Origin of the sequence: Janthinobacterium sp. 35, assembly GCF_002754575.1 — a bacterium.
In the GTDB taxonomy this organism is placed as follows: domain Bacteria; phylum Pseudomonadota; class Gammaproteobacteria; order Burkholderiales; family Burkholderiaceae_D; genus Janthinobacterium; species Janthinobacterium tructae.
In genome coordinates, this window is record NZ_PEFN01000002.1 from 92866 (window position 1) to 113254 (window position 20389).

The 20389-nt window shown below is 57.0% G+C and carries 22 protein-coding genes; 11 read left to right on the forward strand and 11 right to left on the reverse strand.

The window, feature by feature from the left end; genetic code table 11:
• Window positions 1-35: 35 nt before the first annotated feature.
• The 3 genes from CLU93_RS27595 to CLU93_RS27605 all read right to left on the reverse strand — a co-directional run bounded on the left by CLU93_RS27595 (window position 36) and on the right by CLU93_RS27605 (window position 3145).
• On the reverse strand, window positions 36-1862 hold the full coding sequence (locus tag CLU93_RS27595) for a DUF4209 domain-containing protein (RefSeq protein ID WP_099764700.1): 1827 nt from the start codon (window positions 1860-1862) through the stop codon (window positions 36-38).
• 115 nt (window positions 1863-1977) lie between these two features.
• A complete protein-coding gene (locus CLU93_RS27600) occupies window positions 1978-2361 on the reverse strand; it encodes a hypothetical protein (protein ID WP_099764701.1) in 384 nt (127 codons plus the stop codon).
• A 25-nt stretch (window positions 2362-2386) separates the two neighbouring features.
• Window positions 2387-3145, reverse strand: coding sequence for a hypothetical protein (locus CLU93_RS27605; protein ID WP_099764702.1), 759 nt, complete (start codon window positions 3143-3145; stop codon window positions 2387-2389).
• A 515-nt stretch (window positions 3146-3660) separates the two neighbouring features.
• Between CLU93_RS27605 and CLU93_RS27610 the strand changes: the two genes are divergently transcribed.
• The 9 genes from CLU93_RS27610 (at window position 3661) to CLU93_RS27640 (ending at window position 7665) form a co-directional block, all read left to right on the forward strand.
• Window positions 3661-4284 (forward strand): site-specific integrase, encoded by a 624-nt coding sequence (locus CLU93_RS27610; RefSeq protein WP_257225153.1) that lies wholly within the window; start codon window positions 3661-3663, stop codon window positions 4282-4284.
• Window positions 4284-4802, forward strand: coding sequence for a hypothetical protein (locus CLU93_RS27615; protein WP_099764706.1), 519 nt, complete (start codon window positions 4284-4286; stop codon window positions 4800-4802). The genes CLU93_RS27610 and CLU93_RS27615 overlap by 1 nt, the downstream gene beginning before the upstream one ends.
• A 12-nt stretch (window positions 4803-4814) precedes the next feature.
• The gene (locus CLU93_RS27620) at window positions 4815-5084 is read left to right on the forward strand and encodes a hypothetical protein (protein WP_143451865.1); all 270 of its coding nucleotides are present in this window, start codon (window positions 4815-4817) and stop codon (window positions 5082-5084) included.
• Window positions 5085-5095: 11 nt separating this feature from the next.
• Window positions 5096-5776, forward strand: coding sequence for a hypothetical protein (locus tag CLU93_RS27625; protein ID WP_143451866.1), 681 nt, complete (start codon window positions 5096-5098; stop codon window positions 5774-5776).
• A 25-nt stretch (window positions 5777-5801) separates the two neighbouring features.
• Window positions 5802-5996, forward strand: coding sequence for a hypothetical protein (locus tag CLU93_RS27630; RefSeq protein WP_099764712.1), 195 nt, complete (start codon window positions 5802-5804; stop codon window positions 5994-5996).
• Window positions 5997-6008: 12 nt separating this feature from the next.
• Window positions 6009-6422: a hypothetical protein gene (locus CLU93_RS28070; RefSeq protein ID WP_139174909.1), complete on the forward strand. Its 414-nt coding sequence runs from the start codon at window positions 6009-6011 to the stop codon at window positions 6420-6422.
• Window positions 6423-6572: 150 nt separating this feature from the next.
• Window positions 6573-6869, forward strand: coding sequence for a nucleotidyltransferase domain-containing protein (locus tag CLU93_RS28855; protein ID WP_373629928.1), 297 nt, complete (start codon window positions 6573-6575; stop codon window positions 6867-6869).
• A complete protein-coding gene (locus tag CLU93_RS27635) occupies window positions 6802-7185 on the forward strand; it encodes a hypothetical protein (protein WP_143451867.1) in 384 nt (127 codons plus the stop codon). Before CLU93_RS28855 ends, CLU93_RS27635 begins: the two co-directional genes overlap by 68 nt.
• Window positions 7186-7194: 9 nt before the next feature.
• Complete coding sequence (locus CLU93_RS27640; protein ID WP_099764717.1) at window positions 7195-7665, forward strand: DUF1643 domain-containing protein; 471 nt, start codon at window positions 7195-7197, stop codon at window positions 7663-7665.
• Window positions 7666-7986: 321 nt separating this feature from the next.
• Here CLU93_RS27640 and CLU93_RS27645 read toward each other — a convergent pair whose 3' ends face one another.
• The 3 genes from CLU93_RS27645 to imuA are packed head-to-tail and all read right to left on the reverse strand — an operon-like array spanning window position 7987 to window position 13285.
• The gene (locus tag CLU93_RS27645) at window positions 7987-11133 is read right to left on the reverse strand and encodes an error-prone DNA polymerase (protein WP_099764719.1); all 3147 of its coding nucleotides are present in this window, start codon (window positions 11131-11133) and stop codon (window positions 7987-7989) included.
• 3 nt (window positions 11134-11136) lie between these two features.
• Window positions 11137-12609 (reverse strand): Y-family DNA polymerase, encoded by a 1473-nt coding sequence (locus CLU93_RS27650; RefSeq protein ID WP_099764721.1) that lies wholly within the window; start codon window positions 12607-12609, stop codon window positions 11137-11139.
• On the reverse strand, window positions 12536-13285 hold the full coding sequence (gene imuA, locus CLU93_RS27655; RefSeq protein WP_143451868.1) for a translesion DNA synthesis-associated protein ImuA: 750 nt from the start codon (window positions 13283-13285) through the stop codon (window positions 12536-12538). The genes CLU93_RS27650 and imuA overlap by 74 nt, the downstream gene beginning before the upstream one ends.
• 398 nt (window positions 13286-13683) lie before the next feature.
• Here imuA and CLU93_RS28080 point away from each other — a divergent pair, with 398 nt between their 5' ends.
• Window positions 13684-14349, forward strand: a complete 666-nt coding sequence (locus CLU93_RS28080; protein WP_143451869.1) for a hypothetical protein — start codon at window positions 13684-13686, stop codon at window positions 14347-14349.
• A 46-nt stretch (window positions 14350-14395) separates the two neighbouring features.
• A complete protein-coding gene (locus CLU93_RS28400) occupies window positions 14396-14614 on the forward strand; it encodes a hypothetical protein (protein ID WP_180288040.1) in 219 nt (72 codons plus the stop codon).
• A 166-nt stretch (window positions 14615-14780) separates the two neighbouring features.
• Here CLU93_RS28400 and CLU93_RS27665 read toward each other — a convergent pair whose 3' ends face one another.
• The 5 genes from CLU93_RS27665 to CLU93_RS27685 form a co-directional block, all read right to left on the reverse strand.
• Complete coding sequence (locus CLU93_RS27665) at window positions 14781-16415, reverse strand: lactate permease (protein WP_143451870.1); 1635 nt, start codon at window positions 16413-16415, stop codon at window positions 14781-14783.
• A gap of 10 nt (window positions 16416-16425) precedes the next feature.
• A complete protein-coding gene (locus CLU93_RS27670; protein WP_099764729.1) occupies window positions 16426-17031 on the reverse strand; it encodes a hypothetical protein in 606 nt (201 codons plus the stop codon).
• Between the two features lie 163 nt (window positions 17032-17194).
• Complete coding sequence (locus CLU93_RS27675) at window positions 17195-17950, reverse strand: YaaW family protein (RefSeq protein WP_099764731.1); 756 nt, start codon at window positions 17948-17950, stop codon at window positions 17195-17197.
• An 8-nt stretch (window positions 17951-17958) separates the two neighbouring features.
• Window positions 17959-18597: a helix-turn-helix domain-containing protein gene (locus tag CLU93_RS27680; RefSeq protein WP_099764733.1), complete on the reverse strand. Its 639-nt coding sequence runs from the start codon at window positions 18595-18597 to the stop codon at window positions 17959-17961.
• Window positions 18598-19138: 541 nt separating this feature from the next.
• A complete protein-coding gene (locus CLU93_RS27685; RefSeq protein ID WP_257225154.1) occupies window positions 19139-20353 on the reverse strand; it encodes a replication initiation protein in 1215 nt (404 codons plus the stop codon).
• Window positions 20354-20389 lie beyond the last annotated feature (36 nt).

Below are 20389 nucleotides of genomic sequence, written 5' to 3' on the forward strand. Positions count from 1 at the left end.
CCTGCTCCTAGCAGAATAAAAAGAGAATTATGCACTCAAACAAACCGTTGGTCTGGCGAGGTGGAAGTGTCCATCGCAGCGGCACAAGTTTCCGTCACCAACTGAAGAATCAACCACCATGCGTACAGGGCAAGGGCCGATTCACACGCCTCCTCGTCCGCCAGACCATGGGCCACATCATTGCGCAGATTGGGTCCCGCGCGGTCGCACATGACCGCATGGATGACCAGCGTCAGCCCATCGCCAAACTCCTCGGCCATTTGAGACCGTTCGACCAGGCTGCCCAGCGCAACTTCCATATCAAGTCCTTTGTCATGCTGCGCGGTGAATGCGCCAGCGCCGCGCAACACGTGACGCACGATGTGCTCAAACTGCGGCATCAGGATGTGCATGGCCTGCACCATGTCACCGCAGTACCCGGCGTACAGACCTTGTGCAAGCATGCGAGCACGATCAGTTGGTACTACAGGGGATCGCTCCGCGATCGCGATGAAATCACCGAGCCGAAAGTCATGCTCGAAGCGCAACTGATCGCGTGCAGGCCGCAGCTCGGCCAGCGCCACCTTGCTGGCATGTTCAAGGAACATGCCACGCGCTCGCGCGTCGACCTGTGCCTGCCAACCATCGTCGGGGCCAATGTGCTCCACCTGTCGCCCATCGCCGGCCACAATGTGCATTCCCATCAGGGTGCTCAACGGTGTAGCCTTCAAAGCAGCTTCGGCCGCCGCCTTCAGCGCCCCAACGTCTGGAGGACTATCTAGTCCACAAAATGCCAGCAAGGCATCAAGGGCGGGCCGTCCTTTAACGTGGGCGACCGAGGCTTGAACACGACCGCCGACATCTTCGCGCGGCCCTCGTATCACCACCATTTCGCCCAGCATGGCGTGGCCAGCGTCTTCCCGCCGGCGCCGTAGTGCTTCTATCGCGCCCTCGGTTCCCAGCTCGGCACGGAAGCGGGCCGGCACGCGCCGGTAGGCTTCTATCGCCTTACTGAGCCAATGGTGCTCCACGATGGCGCCGTCGGCCTGTCTGGCCTGCATCGTGATCGCCTCGGCCGCCAAGGACAGCATGAGCGCCTGCCGATCTCGGTCGCGTGCCCATTCGTACCATTCGGCAGCGGCCTCGAAATGAGACTGGCCCACGAATGCGTGCGTGAGGGCCATCCGCTGCCGACCGATCGCCTCCAGCCGCTCGGCGACGGCCTGTGCACGCCCGCCGCTGCGGCGTTCCGCACGCAGAGGATGCAGGTAATGCAAGGCCTGATAGCCGTCTTCGTCACCAGCAGTCGCAAAAAAAGCGTCCAACAGGGCCGTCTCGATGGCGGCCAGCTCGTCCTCCGCATGGATCTGCTTGGCAAGCTGCAGTGCGCGGTGCCAAGCGGTTCTCGACTCCCCGTACCAAGCGTCACTCGATAACGGAAGTCTGCGGTAGGCTTGGACCGCCATCAGCGGAAACGGGTGCCCCCGTGATCGATCCAGCAACCAGACCAAGTCCGCAACCCGAGCCCGCAGCGGCGCGCTGTCGAGGGTACCGGCCAATTGCGCGAGTGCTTCGACAGCGTCCTTGGGAATATGGCCCAAGGCCATGCTGCTGCCTCCGTCGCTGAACTCGACCATCGGCCTGTAAATGTGGCCCGACTCCTCCGGGACAAGTCGCATCGAACAGATCCCGGCGAGCAGCTCGAGCGCGCGTGAGGCGGCGGCGCTCTGTGCACCTTCCTTTGCTTTCCAGAAAACCTTGTTCAGCGCGTGACAGTCGGCATCAGCGTGCGCGCCCAGAATCTTGGGCACCTCGGCGGCCACGAAGTCGGCGAGGGTGAATGGTACCGGAGCTGGCGTCGCGGAGGAGGAGGAATCAGTCATGGATGGATCGGAATATGGTAGGGACGCCGGGTCGAACTTTCGCGCGCGAAAGTCGCGGCCCAGCCTTTATTTGCCCTGATGGGGTGAAAGGTGCAGGGGCGATCAAAGTGGGTTGTCAGCCTAAGATCAAATTGGGCATGGCACCCAATGTGAGCCACTCGACGATATTATCAGCCGGTATGGTGAAGCCCCGCGCACGCAGCGCATCGGCGTCCTTCAAATGCAATCTGACCTTGGTTCCATGACTGGCAGTCCCGTCGAGGTTCACGACACCCAGCTCATTGCCGCGACGACCCAGGACGTGGGCATGCATTTGGCCATCACCATGCAAGTGGGACGGTTGGTCTATGCCAATATTGCGATCGAACCGCCCCTTCACCCATTTTCGCTCTTCGTTCAGCGCCCAGATGCCGCCCGGACTGGTGGGTGAGTCGGCCAGCAATATCTCATCAAGAGATGGGAGGAGCGCCGGTATGTCGACAATCTCGTGTAGTTTCATGGATTACTCTCAGCTAAAAAGACCATCATAAACCCGTTCCTTGCCGGGAACCAGTTGGCCGACTCGCCATCGTGCGGTTGAAGTGGGCAATTGCGGTGGCATATTGTCTTCGCAGCTCGGGCAGTACGCGCTCCACTGAACTATGCTTCATATGCAGATTCTCGATGTAAAGGTACTCGATGAACGACCAGAACTGCACCAGCGCGCCAGCGAGTCGGTCAAGCAGTTCGGTGCCGATGTGCAGTCGCTCCACAGGCGGCGCCGACACGCTGGGCGCATCGGGATCATCGTACGGCCAGAACTCAGGATGCGTGCGCCACAAGTCGTCAGCGCTCCGTCCATTGCCATGGCGACAGACATTACCAAGGCGGGAGAGCAGATCTAGCTCTGGATACCAGAGGAATGCCTGCAGCGGAACACCGCGCAGCTGCTGAAAGTATTCCTGCAACCTACCCCAGTGGTGCATTTGTATGTCCTGGGTTTTAGCGGGATCGTGAAGCACGTAGGCACTCAAATAGCGGCGCAGCTGGCGTTCCCATAGCGCCGACAATGATAGGCACAGACCTAAGGCGGTCACTTGGTACTGCATTTCCCTATCAGAATGTACGAACACAGCCGACACGTCTTTGGCAGTGGCCGCCAGCCAGTCCTGTGCTTCCTGCTCGGCGGCGGCGAGCGCCGGCTGCGCTACCTTGCCCCAGTACGCGTCGACCATGCGGTCAAATCCCGTACACACGTGCTCTCCGGCGCCATTGAGCCAACTGAACTGCACCTTGTCGACCATTCTTGCTCCTTACTTTTCGGTGGCCCGGTCATAATCCGACCATAATGTCCCTCGTCGAGCTGGAGCAATGGATCCTCCGGCGCTGCTCGCTCCTGACGCCACATGCAATGCTCGTCATTGATATTGTCGACCACCCACAGCACCAAGCAGTTGATCCCGCTCGGCCGTGGGCAGCAATGGCGGGTGCTGTCTCTAGCGTGATGGCCACCAGCAACAGCCACGCGAGCATGCGGCTACCCAACTTGTCAAAGTTTCACCCGTTGGCACTATACCGCTCAGCCGGGCACCCAGCAATGAGCAGCGCACCTAGGCGCTAGCGGACGCAATAATATCGGCCGGATACGGGTTCCTGTCGCCACCGGTGATCGTTCACTTTTCCTAGCAAACCGAGCACCGCCTTGATCGCAGACTTGATATCAGAGTATGCTTCAGCCGGCAAACTCTGAATAAAACCAAAACTGGTACCTGAAATCATGCCAAAAACCCCGTACATCGAAGATCACAGACTAAAGCACATGCTGAAAGTAGCCGCAGTCAATGGCGAATTCCCGGTGCGTAACGTGGCCCTTCTGACGTGCGTCTACGGTACCGGGATGATGCTGACCGAACTAGCCCGCCTTCCGCTCAAGGCTTACCTGAACTCGGATGGCTCCGTGCGTGAAGAATCGGTGGTCTCGCCAGACATTGCGTACAACCGTAGCGAGCGGCCCCTATATTGGGCTAACAGGAAGGTGGTTGACGCCATCAACAAGTATCTTACATACAGGATTGAGCACCGTCACCGGATTACGGCAGAAAAAGCCACCTATCGTGGCCTCGATCCCAATGCGCCGTTGTTCCTTACTGCCCATGGCCAAGCGTACAAGTTGACTGAGCGTCGCACCAGCACGACTGCTATTAGCTATTCCTGCGACAGTCTGAGCCAGCTATTCCGCAAGTTGCACCTTCAAGCAGGGATAGAAGGTGCCAGTGCTATGTCGGGCCGCCGCACATTCGCTGTACGGCTCGCCACTGGCCAGCGCCCCGTAGACCTGAAACACATCAAAGTTCTGCTGGGCATGAAGACGCTGAGGGCAACCAAGGAGCTCATAGATGCCACGCCGGTCCGACTGGGCAAGATAGCTGCAGGAGTGTTCTGATGGAGCGAAAACCACCTATGTCCGCAACCCAGTTTGACGTGATTGCCGAATTAATCAGTTCACGCGAGCCGACTAGATCGGCGGCTCGGCTGGTGCTCGTAGAGGGGGTTCGTCCCTCTGACGCGGCGAAGAGGTTTGACTTGCTACCCCAATCGGTTAATAAAACTCTGAGACGATTTGAGGCCGCCGAATCGTTAATCCTGGACGCGTATTCGCCGTTTCGCGATTCCTCGGAAATGAGTTGCAATAAACCTTTAAAGGGCTATACTAGTTGCATTGAAACCGCTTGCAAGGAGAAAGCCATGACTTACCGCCCCCCTATTTTGACCCAAACTGACCATCGCAACCTGGATGGCTTCCTCAATGCCATCCTCGACGATTTTCAGAATGGTGCGATCACCAAGGATCAGGTAATGGGTGGTCTCGTGCAGGCCATTGCGGCTGTAGATAAAGGCGATCACGACACGGCATTGAACTGGTTCAAGCATGGCCGCAAGACAATTCGCTTCGCAATTTGACCGCAGAGTATGATGATGGCATTTTTCTCATTTAGGGCCGAGTGCCCAGATGATGTCGAGCAATTCAAAGCAGCTTGCAACGCTGCCAGCATTACCACGTCACTCGACCAGCGACCGGACGGTGAGTTTCCTGACGTGGAAGTTGAATTGGAGTCATCGGAAAGTCTTGAGGCGCTGCTCAACATCATGCGCCGGATCGTAGATGGTCACGTGATGCTACAAACGCTCCGAGAGTGTCGCCTCAAGGACAACTCGCTTGAGCGCGATTACGAACTGGAATAGGACGGAAAACGATGGGACAAGCAAAAAAGCGTGGCAGCAGAGAGGAACGAATGGCAAAGGCTATTGACCGAGCAGACGTCTTCAAACCGCATTCCGTCGAGTACCGACGTATGCTTGAAGCAGCCGTGAAGGAAGCCGAGCAACTCGGACTGACGCCTTTACCAAACGTTCGCGCTAACCGTAGTGTTTCCGACGATACGGTAGAGGCAGTCCGCGACCTCTGCAACAAGGAATTTTTGTCCCGATTACAAAGAGTAATCCCTGGATATTGGGGGGCGTCGTGCCAGACCCTTGCAACTCATCTGTTTGCTTGGTTGCGTATTGCAGGCTACGATGTTGACTTAGTCGTAGGCGAAGTAAACATCCAAGGCAACCTCGAATACGATGCCACCCTCGAAAACATTCGTGACGAGTTCCGCGCGCCTCCAACGGAGGGATCTCAGCGCTTGCACATGTGGATTACCTTAGGCGATGACGTCATTGTCGATCCGGGTCTGGCACATCGCCTAATCAAATACTATCGTGTACCTGAGCACGTTCTGGACCCAATCCTCGTTCATCGCGCGGATGAGTTCGGAACCCGCCTAGCAGTTCATCACTGGCCAATGTTGGTTGGTGCGGACTTTGCCGCAAAAACGAATAGCGTTAATCCTTTTGATTTACTCGACAAATACAAGTCGGCCTTACGATGACGTTGTATCGGAAAAGAGCTACATCATGGATGAAGTCATTTTGCAAATATGGAAGGCGGCAAGCGGTCAATGGGCTGGCCGAGTTCTTCGTGGCGATGTTGAGGACGGCCGTGTGGCTGGCTGCACATCGAAGGACGATGTAGAACATCAGGCGCTTGAAGCCGGGATCGAGTTTGACCGCATCGAAATGCTTGGCTCGATGCCACCAGTACAGGGATAGGAAACCACCGCCATGACAGTTGATGCAGAAATCGTCGTACTTTTTACTACGGCTCAACCTGGTGAGGTTAGTGCGCCTGGTGTAATGGGCCTTTCAATGATCGAGGACGCGGACTTGCACTGTTGGGTTTCTCCTACTGGTCAACTTGAATATTGTTCGGATGCGCGGTCATCGCCGTTGCTCGGAGAGTCCAGCCTTGAGGGGCGTATGTGGAAAAGGACGTTGGGGCGCCATTGGACTCCGGATTATCCAGAACATGGTGGCCACCCAAGTACCTATGCCGACGCCATCCGCACGCTGGCGGCTATACCTGGTATTCAGTATGTTTGGTATGGCGTGCTAACGGATGCCAGTGGGTGTCGCGATGTTCCAGCAGTTACCGATGACTGGATCACGTCATATTTTGGCGCGGCTCCGGCTGCGTAACGGTCGAGGAAAACGCGAACTGATCGCGCCCCACAGTCCGGCCGGTCGCTGGCGTCAACTAGTTTTTAACCTGGGAGAATTGCTTTGCCATTACCATCCGCTGCTGATCTAAAAACCGTAAATTTTGTCATACATTTTTGCATCACAAATTTGGGCGCGTACCAACTTGAGAAAATAATTTTGTTCGGAAGCCGGGCCAATGGTGAACCAAGGTCAAACAGCGACCACGACTTTATGGCTATTGTGGCTGACTCTGCTCCTGATGAGATCAGAACTGGCGGAACACTACACGCAAAGATGTTCTCAAAACTCGAATCCGAGCGGCGGGCCCAAGGCCTTGGCCCAATTGACCTACTTGTGACTCGCTCGCGGCGGTTTTATGAAGCTGAGTCTGGTACGCATGCATTCGAAGCACGAACAAAAGGCGTGCAGGTGTTTCCTCTCTAAGGTGAAAGGAAATCTGCATATGAAGTCTACCTGCGCTCCAATTGATCCGGCAACCATCCGTGAGGCGGACAAGGTCAAGCTGATCGCACTCTACGGTCGGGTGTGCCCAAGCGACGTACTTGCCAACGACGATCCGCGCCGTGACTGCATCGCTGCCGAGATGCTGGATATCGGCTTGGCTGCTTCGCCCGATTCGGCGTTGCAAGTTATCGCCTGGTGGGACCCTTTGGTCGAGAACTTGAAGCCGATAGTGGCCAGCGTGCGTCGCTCTTTCCGGCATCTGAAACTAGAAGGCAATTACGGCGCTTACACCTGAGAGGAAAATATGACCACACGAGAAACGATCCTTTCGCCCTGCCGTACCTACCGCTATACGCTATGGCGCAATGTCGGCAGCCTGGACGATGACGGCTACGCGATGTTCATCGGTTTGAATCCGAGCACGGCTGACGAGGTTTTGGACGACCCAACAATTCGGCGCTGCATGGCATTCGCAAAAGCTTGGGGTTATGGCGCGCTTTGCATGACCAATCTGTTCGCGTTCCGCGCGACCAAGCCTACCGACATGTTGGCCGCAGTAGACCCAATCGGACCAGAGAATGACAAGCACCTTGTTGAACTTGCGCGCAGCGCCGGCGTGGTGGTGGCTGCTTGGGGCACCAACGGCACTCACCTTGGACGCGACCAAGCGGTGCGTGCCGTGGTGCCGAATCTGCACTGCTTGCGCAAGACCCTGGCTGGCCATCCGGGCCATCCGCTGTACCTCCCGGGCAACCTCACGCCGGTGATATTTTGAAGGAAATCAACGTTGTTCTACTTGAACACCTAATAAAATCAAAGGCTTATAATTTTAGATTCGCCTGCATGGCGCCATTCATCGAACCGATTTTCACAGAGATCGAGTACCAGAATGTGAATTACAACCAAACACGCAATCACTACTGGTCGGCGCCAAGAGCTAAAGCCCATCAAAACAGGAAACACGAATGTTCTACTAGAACACCCAATAAAATCAAATACTTACAATTTTATATGCAGTCGCATAAGCACAATTGGCCGACGCATGACGTTTGAAATTTACCAAACATCTAAGTAACCGTTGGAATAAAAAGCCGACTCAATGAAAGTTGCGACTGCGTGTATCCAGATCCCCTAGCAGATGGGTAAGATCCACCAGCCGTTTCGCCACCAGGTGCCTGACATTGTTCGCACACTGCCATTGACCATACACGCCCAAAAGTCGCGCACTCATCACTTCACGACGTTGCTGCTCCAAAAGGCTCGGCCAAACGATGACGTTCACGTTTCCTGTTTCGTCTTCGATCGTCAAGAACACGACGCCCTTCGCAGTCTCCGGGCGCTGCCGCACGGTTACCAGACCGCAACCACGTGCAAGGCGCGCATCGTCATACAAATTCAGAATTTCCGCAGGCATAAAGCGCATTGCGTGTAGTCGCTCGCGTAACAGCGCGAGAGGATGACGGCCGAGCGTCAACCCCATATGGCGGTAATCCGCTACCAGCTCCTGCCCTTCAGTGGCCGGCGCAATCATCAACTCTTCCTCAACGATGTGGGCCTCTCGTAATAGTCCGCGGTCAGGAACGCTCCCCGCCGCGTTCCATATGGCCTGGCGCCGATTGCCGCTGATCTCCACCAGCGCATTTGCACTGGCCAGTAACTTCAGTTGCGCCGCATCGAGCACCGCGCGTACGCCCAAGTCATGCAGATCCTTGAACGGCCGCACAGCCCTCGCCTCTTCAATCCGCCAGGCGGCTTCACGCTCCATACCTCGAATCAGGTTGAACCCCAGGCGTACCACAGGTTGGGCACCAGATGAAGCCTCCAGGGTGGCCTCCCAGCTGCTGATATTGATGTCCACGCCAAGCACCTCGACGCCATGACGAACAGCGTCCTGTACCAATTGCGACGGACTGTAAAAACCCATCGGCTGGCTGTTCAGCAGGGCGGCCAAAAACGCGGCCGGCTCATGGCGTTTCATCCAGCTCGACGCATAGGCGAGCAGGGCAAAACTGGCAGCATGTGACTCAGGAAAACCGTACTCGGCGAATCCCCGGATCTGCCCGATAATGCCGTTAGCGAAATCGTCGCTGTAGCCGCGCGCCGCCATGCCGGTTTTGAGCTTGTCCTCGAACTGCTCCAGGCCCCCTTTCCGCTTCCACGCGGCCATGGCACGGCGCAGCTGATCCGCCTCGCCAGCCGTGAAACCGGCAGCGACCATCGCGATCTGCATTACTTGTTCCTGGAAGATTGGGATACCCAGTGTGCGCGACAACACCGCCTCCATTTCCGGACTGGGATAGGACACGGGATCGGTCCCCTCGCGTCGGCGCAGGTAGGGATGGATCATCCCCCCTTGAATCGGGCCTGGGCGAATAATGGCAACCTCGATCACCAGGTCGTAAAACGTCTTAGGCTTCAGCCGCGGCAGCATCGACATCTGGGCACGGCTCTCGATCTGAAACACGCCGACCGTGTCGGCCTGGCAGATCATCTCGTACGTCGCCGCATCCTCTTTCGGAATGTCTGCCAACTCGAACCGCTCGCCACGCCTGGCTGATACCAGATCCAACGTGCGACGCATGGCACTTAACATGCCGAGCGCCAAGATATCGATCTTTAACAAGCCAACCGCATCCAGATCATCCTTATCCCATTGCACGATGGTACGGTTCTCCATACTGGCATTTTCCACCGGTACCAGACGCGACAGCTTACTGTGCGAAATGACGAAACCGCCAGGATGCTGCGACATGTGACGCGGAAAGCGCATCATATGCTCAGCCAGGAAAGCCCACTTCCGGGCGACGTCGGACTCAGGATCCAGTCCGCAGCTGTGCATGCGCTCCGCCAGTTCGGCCCGCCCTCCCCATCCGTGGTTGGCTTTGGCCACTTTTTCGACAATGGACAGGTCAACGCCGAGCGCGGTACCGACATCACGCAACACGCTCTTCGGGCGATAGCTGATGACAACGGCCGTGAGTGCTGCGCGGGTGCGGCCATACTTTTGATAGATATACTGGATCACCTCCTCGCGACGCTGGTGCTCGAAGTCCACGTCGATGTCGGGCGGTTCGTTGCGCTCCTTGGAAATAAATCGCTCGAACAACAAGGTGCCACGCGATGGATCAACCTCGGTCACGCCCAGGCAGTAGCACACGGCACTGTTGGCCGCCGAACCGCGTCCCTGGCACAGAATCTTGCTGGCCCGCGCGAAGCGCACGATATCGTAGACCGTGAGAAAGTAGCTTTCATAGGACATCTCTGCAATCAATTCGAGCTCCCGCTCGATGAGAGACTGGACGTTGGCCGGCACGCCGCCGGGATACCGCCAGTGCGCACCAAGGTATGCCTGCTGTCGCAAATACCCGCTTGGCGTCATCCCCTCAGGCACAATCTCCACCGGGTACTCGTAACGCAACTCGTCGAGCGAGAACGTACACAGATTTGCGACGCGGACCGTTTCCTCGAGCGCGGCGTGCGAATAAAGATTGCCCAGCCGGACCCTGGAGCGCAGGTGCTGCTCGGCGTTCGACGCCAGCCGATAGCCACAGTGTGCGACCGGCACGCCATGACGGATCGCGGTCATGGTGTCCTGCAGGGGTTTGGCCGAACGCACATGCATCACCACATCACCGGTAGCCACCACGGGCAGGTCGAACTGGGCGCCGACAGCGGCAACGATATCCTTGTGCTCCTGGTCACGCGATCGGAAGTGCAAGGTCAGCGCAATCCGCGCACGACCGGCGGCACATTGCAACAGCCAGGCCCCCTGCCGCTCGATGACTTCGAGCTCCGCGCCATAGCGCGGCAGCAAAATCAGCTGACAATCGGGCATACCACGCAACGCCGTCAAGTCAGGCGGCGGTGCCGCAATATCGCGAGGTCGTACAAGATACTCGCCCTTTTTCGCGCGCCGACGCGCAACGGTGATCAGCTCGCACAAATTGCCATAGCCGTTCCGGTTCATGGCCAGGATAAGCAGCGAGAAGGGCGGTGTACCGTCCTCCGGCGTCACCAGCATCTGGCTCCCAATCAGCAACTTTAGGCCAGCCTCTTTGGCGGCAAGATGTGCCTTCACCACACCTGCCACAGTGCATTCGTCGGTAATCGCCAGAGCGTGATAGCCAAGACCAGCGGCACGCTGCACCAGCTGCTCGGGAGCGGACGATCCATGTAAAAATGTAAAATGACTCACGCACTGCAATTCGGCGTAGGAGGGGAGGGCGGTCGCCATGGCTCGCATCCGTCAGGCGTACAGTCCATGCAGAAACCAGCGACTATCCACGATGCGCTCAAGGTAAATCCAGTAGCACGTCGCATCGGTACCTTGCGCAACATAGTAGTCGCGCGCGACCGACTTCGCATCCCACCAGCCGGCCTCAAGTCGCTCAGGTCCGCGTATCAGCCTGAGGGGGCTCAAGTAAAAAGGCCTTTCGTCGCGCGTCAGCAGCTGTATGGGCTTGGGCAGCACAAAGCAGGGACGATCCAACACCAACTCATCCTCGCGGCACGACGCCATTTTCGCCGTGGCCGGCCCCCAGCTGTTGCACTGCTCGGGGCGATGGTCAGGAGACAGCACCGGCACCAAAACGTTTTCCGGACCTAATCTGGCGGACAACAGTTCCAACAGGCGAGTGAAATCAGCCTGCGAACCGCCGGGCTCTGGAAATAGCTGATCGGTTAGCGGCTGCCTCGGTTCGAGCTGCACCACTTCCAGTCGTAGTCCAATGACCGGCGCACTCAATTCTGTCTTGGCCAGGCGCTCCCTCAACAACCTTAACAAGTGTGGCTCTTTCCACGCCGGCTTGGCCAACGTAATTTCGACAGGCGTCGGCAGCACCGCAGAACGGCCGCGCTCGTGCTCCAGAAGCAGTCTAAAAGTGATCACAGCCAGCTGGCGAGCAGCAAGCCAGCCAATGAGCTGCAGGATCAAGGTCGTGGCGCCATGCATCAACGCTTCCGCATGCTCGATTCGATCGAAGGTTTCGATATGAGCGGAGAATTGCGCTGGCACTGATATCCAACGATGCATTTCTTCGATATCACCATACGCACGGTCGAGGGAATGCAACAGCTGCTTGCTCGTCCGTCGCAGTAACCCGGCTCTCGGCAATTTCCGCACATCGCTCAGCGTACTGGCGCCGATACCATCGAACCAGGTAAGAAATGGCGCAGCCGATGGCACAAGTGAACAGGGTAACCCGTCGAGTCGGAAAGCCAGAGTTGCGGATTGCAGGCACCTTCTACGCGGAGAATGACGTCCACTCTTTATGTGAGCAAGCAGCCAGGCACCTTCCGCCGTCGGCGCCGCACCCAACCGCCCGGTAAATCCGAGGCGGCGGATGCTATCGCGTACCCGTCGACACAATGAAAGCGCACCACCAAACAACGAAAGACTCGCACCGACATTGAGCAACAGGCTGAAATCATCGGTGAACGCAACCTCGGGCGTGAACTGCAACATCACCATCGCAATGGAATCGAGCGCACGCGATTCCTTTTCTATATCGCGATCCAAAATGATCGCACCAGGTGCAATGGTCTCCACCCCGCCAGACCGCATGCCAATTCGCACACCGGCATCGATCGCCTCTGTCGAAGCGACCAGCACTTTTCCACCATCCACAACCACATAAGAGCCTGCCTCAGACCAAAACGGGCGGAGCGTTTCGAGCGGTAACAGCGGCAGGTATAAAGTTAACAGCAGGGACGTTTTCATGATGCACGGGGTGACGGCCAGTAGGCATATCAGCAAGCGGAATAAATAGGGTTTTATCGGAAACAGGACCACGTCGCTTCAAGACCTCAACGTGGACACCGCCCATCGCTGGCCGAACTCCCAGCCGAAGGGACGCGGGCGAGGCTTCACTCGCGCACGCCATAGGACGAATCAACCAGAACCAAGTTTCCGCGCCTTGGGCCGCCAAATTCAAGCGACGCAGTGAATCGGAACGGATATGGTTCTGCCAAAACACGACAGCACCGCAACTACCATTTTTAAGTATTTGTTCCGTCGTCCAAAGAGCGTCTCCGGTACTGGGGGCCCGAACCCATATCAATCGACCGATGTCGATGCCCCATATCTTAAATGCGAGCGAATGCGGGATATAAGGAGGCTGAACCAACACAATTCTTTGCTTATCCGACAACTTGGCAAGCAATGGCTTAAGTAGCTGCAACTCTCCAATACCGGATTGCTGAACCAGCAACTCGATAAGCGACGAACGTGGCCAGCCAGCACCAGGCAATTCTCCATCCAGCAACGAATATCCGGACGAACAGCTAACGTCGCGCGACACTGCCAGCTCACTTGCACGCCAGACATGAGAAATCACCAGGGGATCAGTGACCTCCACAGAGAATTCAGAGCAAACTTGAGAGCAGAGCAAAGCCATGAGAAAGCACAATCGTTATCAACATAGTACTGTATATATATACAGTGTATGCGTGATTGTTTGATTGTGCAAGAGGCAGCTTCAGCTGAAACGGGGGGAGCGGGAGGGGAGGTGCAGCGGAACGGAAAGACAGGTCAATGAATGGCCGCCACCTTCACAGGGTCTCCACGTCGAGGCCGAGGTCACGGCCAAGCACACATTTCTTCTCTTCGGTATCAGTGCGAAGGCACAGATCGAATACCGTAGTAGCTGTTGACGGAACCGCACCAAATAATCTACTTTCCAAATATCTGTCAGCAGCCGCGTCAGCCTTATCACAACAGTGCGCCACAATAATCTTGCTAAATTGAAAACTAACTAGTAGCATGAATGACACAACAACAATTATCGGAGTCGACATGAAATCGATTATTAAGTTTTCTATTTTCGCAACTTCAATTGCCCTGTCAAACGTTGCTAACGCAGGGGTCGAGTGTTTCACCCGCATTTCAGCTCAGCTAACGACGAAAGACAACCATTGCGGAAAACATTGCAGTACATGGGCTGAAAGAGTTCCACCACAAACGATTCAGCTTGAAATGCCGGACTCATTCAAACAAAAATCGGCGTTCTTCAAGAATCCACAAGTAGCATGCTCTGGCGGAACGTGTGGTTTTGGATCGTTCCCCCCCATCGGCGTTACATCTCCAACCAATATTTCCTATACATTTAGACATCACAGTCGCCCGGCGATAGTCACAATATCAGCAGAAGTGTGCATCTTGAACGATGCTGTTCCCCCTGTTCCCCCTGTTCCAAATCCTCCCAGTGGGCCAAGCAAGCCAACTCCGCCAATACCAACGCCGCCTTCAGTTCCCGTACCTCCGCAAAAAGAACACGTTACCCGCGAAGCCGGTCCCATGGATGCAAATGATTGCGCACGTATGAAAAACAACTGGATGGTCAATGCGAGGCAGTACTGCAGTCCATACAACGTGAATATTGTTGCCACCAATCTTACCTGTGCCACCGATGCAGATCGACTAGGCCGCTCTGTATCTGGTGTGTTTTTGTGCGTAAAATAGTAAACATGGTCATTATCATTCGCAGTAAATTTCCAGGGAATAAGTGATGAGTGCCAAGACAACTATCGAAAACGTTGGCAACATGAATGAAGCCTCTATCGAATTTGCCGGGCAATATGACACGATCTGCGCCGAGTGCAACCAGCGCTGTTGTTCGCCCTGTACTGCCAACGGCGATATAACCAAGTGTGCTTACACCAAGTTTGAGAACTGCTCGGTATGCGGCCATGCCTCATCAGTTCATTTTGCAGGGCCTCATGAATAAACAAAGCAACGATTGCTTAAAAAAGACTTGGGACAAGCGTACGTGGCCTCACACTGCTTCGAAGCAGTGTGAGGCCATCATTTCGTAACGCCACGTTCAATTCAAGACGTCTCATGCAAGACGCTTTCGCTCAAGTTGCTTCGCTGCCCATTACGTCCTGATTCCTTCACGTCGCCTTCGCTGGCCATTCATCGAGGCACCGTTCGAACGCCGCGATCCGCGCATCAACCATGCTGTCGATGCGGCGCTCGCGCACTTGCTGCTCGGCGCCGAACAGATCGAGCCGGTCGATTAAGTAGGCCGCCAGTGCCGCCACGATCGCTGTCAGCGAGCCGACGACAATCGCAGTGGCACCCGCCGCCAGCGGCCCCAGCACAGTCAGATACTTGCTGACGACCTCTTCCAGCATAATCCCGCCACCCACCACCAGTGCGCCCGTCATCAGCTTAGAGGCCGCGTGCATTGCTTCCGCACCTGACATGTCGTCAGGGCGAAACACCAGCAGGCGCACCGCTTGCAGCAGGGACAATCCGCCTTCGCGAATCAAACGAACCGCCCGCTTGCCGGTAGTGAGGAAAGCATTCACCACCGTTGTTACTAAACTGGACAATAATCCGGCAATGAAACCTTCCTTAAACGCGGTCAGCACGGTTTCCCACTTGCCAGCGATGCGTTCGGCGATACGACGCAGGCGCACCGCCGCCTCTTCGATATAGCGCTGTTCCTGCATGCCCTGGCGGTACAAATCGCCAATTTCGTCGAACAGCGCCGCAAAAAACTCCACCAGCACCACGCCGAGCGCCTGCTGCATGCCCATCGATGCACCCTCGACGGCGCTGGCGGTGGCTGCACTTCGCGCAAACTTCGTGCCACCGTAGTAGGCGCCATTAAGCTTGCTGTCAATGGCGGTCTGGGCTTGTGCTTCCGCATCATTTACCAGCGCGGCGTCGACCTTGTTCAAGGCTTGCAGCTTGGCCAACTGCTTACGCTGGCAGTCGTCGAGTGGCGTCGCGGCCCCTTCAAGTGCGGTGATTCGTTCGGCACGCGCAGCCCGAGTAGTTGCCAGCCGCTGCAGGTTGCGCGTGGCGCTGCGATCGCCTAACGCACAGTTGATGCTCGCCGCAGTTGGCTTCAGGTTTTCGCTGGTGGCAGCCAGATTCGCGCCGTCCAGCTCCGCCAGGACGCGACCGGGGTCGTCATGCACCTTGCGGCCCGCGACGACATGATCCAGGTGCGGCTTGCGTTGGCGATCATGGCGATCCGATGGCGCAAACAATTCGCCCGTGTAAGCATCGGTAAGTGTGCCGTCCTTTAAACTGGCCGCCATCTGTCGATTGGCGGCAATGTAATCTGGGTCCCGATGATACGCTCCACTGTCGTAAGTGCCCCTCTCGGCGTAACGCTGCGCTTCGTCCACACTGGAATACACTCCGGCACGAACGTTGTGGATGGTATCGACGCGGCCGCCAATCTGATCGAACGCGCTGACCAGCTTGCCGATACCGAACTGGCCACCGATGGTCTGCAGTACGCTGCGCCTGAGGCCATCGACGGTGCTGGTCCAGCGCTGCCCATCAAGTTGTGCTGATATATCTGCCAACAGCGCGTCAACCGACGCCGCTGCCGCCGGCAGCGCATGCAGCTCGAACTGCTCGCCGAAACGAGGTGCATTGACATAATCGAGGTCGACGTCCTGCTCGTGCAAGCCGCGCACAGCAGCAGCAGCAGGTAGTAAGCTCAGCACAGGAACTGCTGCGCGCGCGCGCAACAGAGCTTGGTAACGCTGTAAACGTTCTGACATACTGTTCTCCTTAAGCCGCGCGCAGTTGGCGCCAGATCATGGAAGGGATGGACTGGTTCGACGACTTCGTGAACGCTTCTAGCCCCTCGACCAGGTACACCATTTCGTCGAAGAGCGCCAGGTCACCCGCCGCCACTTTAAGCGCGCGCAGGTAAGCCGTTTTCAGCGTTGGAGGACTGGCGACTGTGGTATCTATCATATGCAGAATCTGTGATGGTAAAAACGCCAGCGCCTGGCCAGCGGCAAACTCTTTCACTGACATCGCCATTGCGCTGTCGGGGGCACGTGCACCCGCACAAGCCATGCCGACGCCTATCAAGGCCAGCATTACATCAAAGTAATGCGTTTGCGCTAGGGTGTGGCCGGTGCTGCGCTGCAGGGTCGCAATAAATTCCTGCAACTTGACGTCGTATTCCGCCTTGGCCCTGCAGTAGCCGCGCGTTTCGGTCACTGCCGCATCGTCTTCGCTGGCAGCGTAAGCGGCGCCGCCGCCGAGCGATGCGCCGATCAGTGCACCAACTGCCGTGATGGCGCCGAACGGCGCCATCACCGGCAGCGCCACCATACAAACAATGCCGCAGGCCGCACCGCCCACTACTTTTTGCCAGGTTTCCATTCAAACTCCCCGCTGCTGTGAGGCTTGGCATGCGCCACGGCGCTGCATCCAGCGGCCGTACAGGGTAACTGCCGCCACGGCAATCACGCCGGCACTGAACGAAATGGCATACGACGCCAGCGTTTTAAACGGTGACTGGTGATGAAACATACTGTTCTCCTTACTAAAAAGCATCGCGTTGCAAGTGGGGAAGCATGGCTTTCTGGCGCATGTAAGCGATCTGCACGACGCAGGGGACGGTGACGCGGTATGCCGGACTGGCCAGATCGTAAGCGGTCCAGATAGCGGTCAGCGCCCAGCCAATCGGCCCGGCAAAGGCGCCAATACCGCGCGCGACAACGGCATTGGTGCCTAGTGTTACGCCGCGGCCTGCCAGGGCGCGGGCCACCGCGTTGGCAGCCACGAGTGCCAGTTGGTACGAAGCGGCACCGCCACCTGCCACCAGCCGGGCCAATGCGGCCAGCGTGGCGCCGGCGATGGCGCCGTCGTACACCATGCGGAACTGGGCGAAGAAACGCTGCTTTTCATCATCCGACATTTTTTCTAGCGACTTCGCCACCATCTGCATCAGGATGGCGCTTTCGATACCGGCGATATCCTGCCCCTTCGGACACTCAACATCAAGGTGGTCGGCGACGTCACGCACGATTTCCCGGTAAGACACGCCTTTGCCGCCGCGCAGCATGTTCAGCAGCGAGTTACCGCCGAAACGCTGCAGTTCACTGACGATGGCATCCTGGGCGACGCGGCCCACGGTAACCGCATCGCGGGCCGTCACCAGCAAGGCGCACACGTCGCGGTTCATGGAGATGCGGCCCTTGCCGTTATCGGTCAAAAAATCGATCAAGATAGCGATGTCATCTTGGTCGCCGGTGCGAAGAAGCGGCGATAAATCTGTGTCGTGGGCGGAGGTGTTCATTTGATTCCTTACTGGTGCATGGCGCCAAAGATGGCGCCGATCGTCGTCAACAACACGCGGTTCTTCTCGCGCGAAGACAGCTGGGACACGGCCGTCGCACTGAGGATGGCACGCCGGCTGCGCTCGCTACGACGGGCGAGATCGGCTTGGATCTCTTCGTGGCGGTCGCTTGCAGCGACCACGTTTTCGTCTGGCTGGTACATATCGAATCGTTGTGCCAGTTCAATGCCTGCCAGTACTTTGTGTTTCTGCGTATAGTTGTTCATCGCTTCGCTCAATTCCACGTCATCCATAACCAGCAAATAGGCTTTGACGGCCTCGGCCATCTTTACCCAATCTGACTTGCCCATCAGCAGGAAAAAAGGCGGAATGTTGAGTGCCTCAGCGATCCGACACAGAGTATCGAGATCGGGATTGGGAGGCTTGTCGGTGTTTTCAGTCACAAAGCGCGACAGCGTGCTGCGGGCGATACCAGTGGCGGCCGCAAGATCGCTCTGATTGAGTTTGCCTGGCTGGCCATCGCGGCCTGGCGCGCCAGCCACATCCATCGCAGCCAGCATGTTTTCTGCCAGGGCGCGGCGCTGTGCTGCCATCAGCAGTTGCGGTGGGTCGGTTTGTTCGTCTGGCAAAGAAGGATTGGTCGTCATGTCCGTCACGTCGTATTGTTTTGCTGACGTGAACTGTAGGCGGATTGCATTCCCGCGACAAATGTTTTTTGTTGATTGGAAAGAAACTGCAGCAGACAGAGGACAGACGCTGTCCACCTGCTACATGTGACGCCTGACAGAAGCGTGAATCATTTAGCGAACATCGTAAGCGTCCTCCCATCGCCGTCTATCTGGGGTTTGAGGTGCAGTGGAACGGATATGCTGAGCATAATCGTTCCGTCGCGCCTTTAACCACAACTCCAGCTCTGCGTTGCATTTGATCGGCACGTGCCTTATACCGTCGCCTGTGTTCTCCCCGGCTTCAACTAAAAAACACCGCTGAACAAAAAAACTCCAAGGACTGACTTCGCGCGCGGACGTCCCCGCTTGCTTGCGCCCCGACGAAACCCCCGTCGCCACGCCCGGTTAACTTGTGAACCCATAAATTCAACATCCTAAAACCCAAGACAAACGATACGCATCCGATTGCTTACTGCAAACACCACTAACTCAAACCGCGAAACGCTAAAGAAATAGAAAATTATCCATCGTCAACCTGTTGCCAACTCTGTGGAATGGAAGAAGTTTCACCGGAACCTCCCTCAATACCCGCAAGCGGAACAAGTTGCAAAAAAGCAACCCCCACTGCAGGTACCTGATGTGTAGCAAACTTAACATCCGCCGGGGCTGCGCCGGCGCTCGATGCATCTGGCGTTTTCAGAGCCTGGCGGGCTTGCTCAACGAGCGTTTTGTAGGTGGCCACCGTCTGCCGGGTCACGCCGGCGATGCGTCCAATCGCGATCTGAGTAAGACTCTCTCCGCGTTGTAGCAAAAGCCTGCAGGCGGCACGGATTCTGTCCGCTGTACTCTTCTGCCTTTCGCTATGCGTGCGTTCTGCAGCCAGGCTTTGGCGTGCCGGAAGCGGCAGGTCCGGGTCAAGCTGCATGATGCCGCGTTTGCAGCGGCCGCTGCCCGTGTAATTGGTCCACGTCCAGCGCGCGATCGAGCGAATCGTTGCCCTCAGCGACGATACAGGCAGGTCCTGGGCAAAGCCTTGCTGCGTGAATCTATTCAAGTCGTGGGCTTTGGCATCGAGCCAGCGCACGAAACTGTCGTAGTTCCCACTCTGACGCTCGCGGTTGACGATGGAGTATGCGTAGTGACGCAAATGCTCGAACAACAGGCAATGGCGAGAGTGTGCAATTTCGTCTACCTTGACTCTCTTGGCCCAAGGGGCCGCCACGGCCAGGTCGACGTAGTCGGCCAGGGCGCCCAGCTCGTACACTGAGTTGTGTAACTCCTCGGTCGACCACCATGGATGTCCTGGCGTCTTGGCCACCGGCCCTGAGTGGAAATTGGGATCTGCGCGCAGCGCTATCGAGAATGCTGCGTAGACGGCCTTCATGAAAGCGATAGGCTTGTCGCGCGCGGCATCAGTCGTGCACACCGGGGGAATCGCATAATAAAGGTGGCTATTGCCGGAAGCGCGATTTCGCACGATCAGGTTTGGCGCAGGCAGGCCTGCATCTTCCCATATCATGGAATTTGCATGGTCGAGGTCAAAGATCAGCCAGCTGACAAGGCCTGGCCGATTGATTTGCATGTACGGATAGCGTACCGCATACTCGCGCGGGCGAGTGCGGGTCGCTGTTTTGTTGTCGCTGCAGCGCGGAATATAGGGCGCCTCTTGCAGCACCCGGTGCAGGGCGGTACCGTGCTCGAAGTATCGAACATCGGGCTCGGCGACGCTATTCACCACTTGCTCCCAGGGGGCGGCAAGACAGTGCCAACA

Excerpts from the sequence above, each read along its gene's own strand:
- CLU93_RS27610 (WP_257225153.1), top strand. The coding sequence starts at position 3,661 with ATGCTGAAAGTAGCCGCAGTCAATGGCGAATTCCCGGTGCGTAACGTG.
- CLU93_RS27645 (WP_099764719.1), bottom strand. The coding sequence starts at position 11,133 with ATGCGAGCCATGGCGACCGCCCTCCCCTCCTACGCCGAATTGCAGTGC.
- CLU93_RS27595 (WP_099764700.1), bottom strand. The coding sequence starts at position 1,862 with ATGACTGATTCCTCCTCCTCCGCGACGCCAGCTCCGGTACCATTCACC.
- CLU93_RS27630 (WP_099764712.1), top strand. The coding sequence starts at position 5,802 with ATGGATGAAGTCATTTTGCAAATATGGAAGGCGGCAAGCGGTCAATGG.
- CLU93_RS27640 (WP_099764717.1), top strand. The coding sequence starts at position 7,195 with ATGACCACACGAGAAACGATCCTTTCGCCCTGCCGTACCTACCGCTAT.
- CLU93_RS27600 (WP_099764701.1), bottom strand. The coding sequence starts at position 2,361 with ATGAAACTACACGAGATTGTCGACATACCGGCGCTCCTCCCATCTCTT.
- CLU93_RS27605 (WP_099764702.1), bottom strand. The coding sequence starts at position 3,145 with ATGGTCGACAAGGTGCAGTTCAGTTGGCTCAATGGCGCCGGAGAGCAC.
- CLU93_RS28080 (WP_143451869.1), top strand. The coding sequence starts at position 13,684 with ATGAAATCGATTATTAAGTTTTCTATTTTCGCAACTTCAATTGCCCTG.
- CLU93_RS27675 (WP_099764731.1), bottom strand. The coding sequence starts at position 17,950 with ATGAACACCTCCGCCCACGACACAGATTTATCGCCGCTTCTTCGCACC.
- CLU93_RS27625 (WP_143451866.1), top strand. The coding sequence starts at position 5,096 with ATGGGACAAGCAAAAAAGCGTGGCAGCAGAGAGGAACGAATGGCAAAG.
- CLU93_RS27650 (WP_099764721.1), bottom strand. The coding sequence starts at position 12,609 with ATGAAAACGTCCCTGCTGTTAACTTTATACCTGCCGCTGTTACCGCTC.
- CLU93_RS28070 (WP_139174909.1), top strand. The coding sequence starts at position 6,009 with ATGACAGTTGATGCAGAAATCGTCGTACTTTTTACTACGGCTCAACCT.
- CLU93_RS27670 (WP_099764729.1), bottom strand. The coding sequence starts at position 17,031 with ATGGAAACCTGGCAAAAAGTAGTGGGCGGTGCGGCCTGCGGCATTGTT.
- CLU93_RS27665 (WP_143451870.1), bottom strand. The coding sequence starts at position 16,415 with ATGTCAGAACGTTTACAGCGTTACCAAGCTCTGTTGCGCGCGCGCGCA.
- CLU93_RS27620 (WP_143451865.1), top strand. The coding sequence starts at position 4,815 with ATGATGGCATTTTTCTCATTTAGGGCCGAGTGCCCAGATGATGTCGAG.
- CLU93_RS28400 (WP_180288040.1), top strand. The coding sequence starts at position 14,396 with ATGAGTGCCAAGACAACTATCGAAAACGTTGGCAACATGAATGAAGCC.
- CLU93_RS27635 (WP_143451867.1), top strand. The coding sequence starts at position 6,802 with ATGAAGCTGAGTCTGGTACGCATGCATTCGAAGCACGAACAAAAGGCG.
- CLU93_RS27615 (WP_099764706.1), top strand. The coding sequence starts at position 4,284 with ATGGAGCGAAAACCACCTATGTCCGCAACCCAGTTTGACGTGATTGCC.
- imuA (WP_143451868.1), bottom strand. The coding sequence starts at position 13,285 with ATGGCTTTGCTCTGCTCTCAAGTTTGCTCTGAATTCTCTGTGGAGGTC.
- CLU93_RS27680 (WP_099764733.1), bottom strand. The coding sequence starts at position 18,597 with ATGACGACCAATCCTTCTTTGCCAGACGAACAAACCGACCCACCGCAA.